The organism is Neisseria sp. P0021.S005, assembly GCF_051956955.1.
This window is the reverse complement of sequence record NZ_JBQCWY010000214.1, coordinates 1-4,665: the sequence shown is the minus strand read 5'-3', so window position 1 is coordinate 4,665 and position 4,665 is coordinate 1. Positions and strand designations below refer to the sequence as shown.

Genomic DNA, 4,665 nt, shown 5'->3' with positions numbered 1-4,665 from the left:
TGGCTTGGTATGTGTATGCTCCGATGTGTGCCGCGACTTTGACCGTGATTAGACGCGAAACCAAATCCACGAAAAATATGCTTATGATTACAGGCTATTTGTTCCTGATGGCTTATTTTGCCGCATTTGTGGTTTACCAACTTTCTTCAAGGATACTATCGTCATGACTCAATATATTATCGTCGGCTTGATTATGCTCGCCTGCGTATTCTTCCTCTTGCGAAAATTCGTGTTCAAACCGAAAAAACGCGACTGCAGCAGTGGCTGCGGCAAATGCGGTGGTTGCGGTTAAATATTGATAACCAGAAAGAAGAAAGGTCGTCTGAAAAGAGGTTTCAGACGACCTTTTTAACGCAAACCGTTATAATAACGCCCCATCCATTTATACAATACATTCATTCCATAAAGTCATGAAAACCCTGCTCCAACTCCAAAGCGCTGCACAAAATTTCGCCGACCACTATAAAAACCAAACCGACGAACGCCGTGAAAAAGACACTTTTTGGAATGAATTTTTTGCGATTTTCGGCATTGATCGCAAAAACGTCGTCCACTTCGAATATGCCGTTAAAGACCCGAGCAACAACACCCAATTTGTCGATGTCTTTTGGGAAGGCATCTTCCTGGCAGAACACAAATCCGCCAACAAAAACCTAGCCAAAGCCAAAGAACAGGCGGAGCGTTATTTGCAGGAAATCGAGCGCACCAAGCCGTCTGCCTTACCTGAATATTACGCCGTCAGCGATTTTGCCCATTTCCACCTTTATCGTCGCGATCCTAAAGAAGGCGTAGAAAACCAATGGCAATTCCCGTTGGAAGAATTGCCCGAATACATTACGCGCGGCGTTTTCGACTTTATGTTCGGCATCGAAGCCAAAGTCCGCCAAATTCAAGAAGAAGCCAATATTCAAGCGGCGACGGCCATTGGCAGACTGCACGATGCCTTGCAGGAAGAGGGCATTTACGAAGAACACGAACTCAGGCTCTTCATCACGCGCCTGCTTTTCCTCTTTTTTGCCGACGACAGCGCCGTTTTCCAGCGCAACTACCTCTTTCAAGACTTTTTAGAAAGCTGCAAAGAGGCCGATATGCTTGGCGACAAGCTCAATCAACTCTTTGAATTCCTCAACACACCCGACCAAAAGCGCAGCAAGACCCAAAGCGAAAAATTTAAAGGTTTCGAATACGTCAACGGCGGCCTTTTCAAAGAACGCCTGCGCACTTTCGACTTCACCGACAAGCAGCACCACGCCTTAATCGACTGCGGTAATTTCGACTGGCGCAACATCAGTCCAGAAATCTTCGGCACGCTCTTCCAATCCGTCATGGACGCACAAGAGCGGCGCGAAGCAGGCGCACACTACACCGAAGCCGCCAACATCGACAAAGTCATCAACGGCCTTTTTTTAGAAAACCTGCGCGCCGAATTTGAAGCCGTCAAAGCCCTCAAACGCGACAAAGCCAAAAAACTCGCCGCCTTCTACCAAAAAATCCAAAACCTGCAGTTCCTAGACCCGGCCTGCGGCTGTGGCAATTTCCTTATCGTTGCCTACGACCGCATCCGCGCCCTTGAAGACGACATCATCGCCGAAGCGCTCAAAGACAAAGCAGGCGGCTTATTCGACAGCCCGTCCGTCCAATGCCGTCTGAAACAATTCCACGGCATCGAAATAGACGAATTTGCCGTCCTTATCGCCCGTACCGCCATGTGGCTCAAAAACCACCAATGCAACATCCGCACGCAAATCCGCTTCGACGGCGAAGTCGCCTGCCATACGCTGCCGCTCGAAGACGCCGCCGAAATCATCCACGCCAACAGCCTCCGCACACCTTGGCAGGCGGCAGACTACATCTTCGGCAATCCGCCCTTTATCGGCTCGACCTACCAAACTAAAGAGCAGAAAAACGACCTCGAAAGCATTTGCGGCCATATCAAAGGCTACGGCCTGTTGGATTACGTCTGCAACTGGTATGTCAAAGCCGCCGGCATCATGGCGCAGAATTCCCAAGTTCAGACGGCATTTGTCTCCACCAATTCCATCTGCCAAGGCCAGCAGGTCGAAATCCTCTGGGGCAGCCTTTTGAACCAAGGCATCGAAATCAACTTTGCCCACCGTACCTTCCAATGGACGAGCCAAGCCGCAGGCAAAGCCGCCGTCCATTGCATCATCGTCGGCTTTAGCCGCAAACCGCAAACGTCGTCTGAAAACGGCGGCGCAAACGCTTCGGCAAATCCCGCTCTGCCCAAATACCTCTACGACTATCCCGACATCAAAGGTGAACCCCAAAAACACGCCGTAGCCAACATCAATCCTTATCTGATTGATGCGCCCGATTTGATTATTGCCAAGCGCAAAACCCAAATCAGCGGAGAAATTGAAATGGTTAGTGGAGGCAAGCCTACCGAAGGCGGCAACCTTATCCTTTCCACCGATGAAAAAGAAGCCTTGATTGCTACCGAACCATTGGCGGCAAACTACATCCGTGCCTTCTCGATGGGTAACGAATTCCTTAATGGTATCGAACGTTGGTGCATTTGGTTTAACGGCGTACCTGATGTCAAACGCAACCACGACCTGAAACAGATGCCTCAAGTCCAAGCCCGTATTCAGGCAGTCAAAGCCATGCGTGAGGCTAGTAAAGATAAGCAAACTCAAAAAGATGCTATGACTCCTTGGCTTTTCCAGCAATTACGCAATATTTCAGACGGCAATTATCTTGCCATCCCTAAAGTATCTTCTGAAAATCGCCGTTTCATTCCCATCGGCTATTTGGATTCCCAAACTATTGCCGGAGATAAGCTATTCATGTTACCTAATGCCACTCTTTACCACTTTGGCATTCTCTGCTCCACCATGCATAATGCCTTTATGCGTACTGTTTCAGGCCGTCTGAAAAGCGATTACAGCTATTCCAGTTTAATTGTGTACAACAACTTTCCCTTCCCAGAAAGCTGCCGTAAACCCAACGATGACGAAACTGCCTGTCAGGAAGCTTCGGGCAAAAAAGGCGAAACGCCAAGGCCGTCTGAAAACAATCCCCTCCGTTCCGCCATCGAAGCTGCCGCCCAAGCCATCCTTGACACTCGCGAGAAATACCGTGCCGATGCGCTTGCTAACGATCTGCCTCCCCCTACGCTCGCCGAACTTTATGCGTCCGACGCAGGCTATCCCGACCTCGTCAAAGCACACGCCACCCTCGACAAAGCAGTAGATAAAGCCTACGGCTACAAAAAAGGCAAAAACACTGACGATGAGGCAGAACGCGTCACCTTTCTGTTTGACCTATACCGAAAGGCAATAGAAAGCCAAAATACCAAGCCGCCCAAAAAATCCAAATAAAGGCAAACGGCAAATCCGGCTTGGTTTATAACCAAACCTGATTCGCCGGAAATATCGGTTTTTCCCCATCTCATTACTTCACAACCAAAAGGCCGTCTGAAAACCAAATTCCGGTTTTCAGACGGCCTCAATCATTCAAAATTTTCAACAAACCTTTATTTCAACGCTTCCAGCAGCTTTCCGTGTATTCCGCCGAAACCGCCATTGCTCATGACCAAAATATGGTCGCCTGCTTCGGCATTTTTCACGATTTCGGCAACAAAGGCATCGAAGTCTTTGCCCACATGCAGCTTGCCGCCTAAAGGTGCGAGGGCTTCGGCGACGTCCCAGTCCACGCCGCCGGCGTAGCAGAATACTTGGTCTGCATCGTTTAAGCTTGCGGGCAGGGCGGCTTTCATGGTGCCGAGCTTCATGGTGTTGGAACGTGGCTCGAGGACGGCGAGGATGCGTGCGTTACCGACGCGCTGACGTAAGCCTTCGATGGTGGTTTCGATGGCGGTCGGATGGTGGGCAAAGTCGTCGTAAACAGTGATGCCGTTTACTGTACCTTTGATTTCCATACGGCGTTTGACGTTTTTAAATGCACTCAAAGCTTCGCAGGCCGTCTGAATATCGACTCCGGCATGACGCGCGGCAGAGATAACGGCGAGGGCGTTCATGCGGTTGTGTTCGCCCATCAGTTCCCAAGCGACGTGTCCGACCGTTTCGCCGTGATGGCGTACATCAAACGAGCCGTCGGCATGGACGGTACCAACCTGCCAGCCTTGTTCGGTACCGAATTTCTCTACGGGCGTCCAGCAGCCTTTGTCTAGAGTATCTTGCAGGCTTTGCTGCTGGCCGTTGCAGACGATGAGGCCTTCAGACGGCACGGTGCGTACCAAATGATGGAATTGGGTTTGAATGGCGCCCAAATCGGCAAAAATATCGGCGTGATCAAATTCCAGATTGTTCAAAATGGCGGTACGCGGACGGTAGTGTACGAATTTGGAGCGTTTGTCAAAAAAGGCGGTATCGTATTCATCGGCTTCGATAACGAAAAACGGCGATTTGCTGTTCGGGTCTTGGCGCGGCGTTTGCGGCAGGCGGGCGGAAACGCTGAAGTTTTCCGGTACGCCGCCGATGAGGAAGCCCGGTGCAAGGCCGGCATATTCTAAGACCCATGCCAGCATGGAGGCTGTGGTCGTTTTGCCGTGTGTTCCGGCTACACCGAGTACCCAATGATGGTGTAATACGTTTTCAGCAAGCCATTGCGGGCCGGAAATGTAAGGCAGGCCTTTATTCAAAATGGCTTCAATCACATCCATGCCGCGTTTGGCAACATTAC

Annotated in this window: 3 protein-coding genes; 2 read left to right on the top strand and 1 reads right to left on the bottom strand. The window is 50.5% G+C overall.

Features of this window, described 5'->3' with window-relative positions; all coding sequences use genetic code 11:
- Positions 1 to 163 precede the first annotated feature (163 nt).
- Both ACTHUE_RS11210 and ACTHUE_RS11205 read left to right on the top strand, forming a co-directional pair.
- Entirely contained in the window at positions 164 to 292 is a 129-nt protein-coding gene (locus ACTHUE_RS11210) for a FeoB-associated Cys-rich membrane protein (protein WP_003683546.1), read from the top strand.
- 118 nt (positions 293 to 410) lie between these two features.
- Positions 411 to 3,341, top strand: coding sequence for a class I SAM-dependent DNA methyltransferase (locus tag ACTHUE_RS11205; protein ID WP_070460747.1), 2,931 nt, complete (start codon positions 411 to 413; stop codon positions 3,339 to 3,341).
- A 155-nt stretch (positions 3,342 to 3,496) separates the two neighbouring features.
- On the opposite strand, the gene mpl is transcribed toward ACTHUE_RS11205, so the two are convergent.
- On the bottom strand, positions 3,497 to 4,665 hold a 1,169-nt coding region (gene mpl, locus ACTHUE_RS11200; protein ID WP_440402892.1), incomplete at its 5' end, for a UDP-N-acetylmuramate:L-alanyl-gamma-D-glutamyl-meso-diaminopimelate ligase.

Bases quoted from the DNA above. Each gene is read 5' to 3' on its own strand.
- ACTHUE_RS11210 (WP_003683546.1), top strand. From the start codon at position 164: ATGACTCAATATATTATCGTCGGCTTGATTATGCTCGCCTGCGTATTC.
- ACTHUE_RS11205 (WP_070460747.1), top strand. From the start codon at position 411: ATGAAAACCCTGCTCCAACTCCAAAGCGCTGCACAAAATTTCGCCGAC.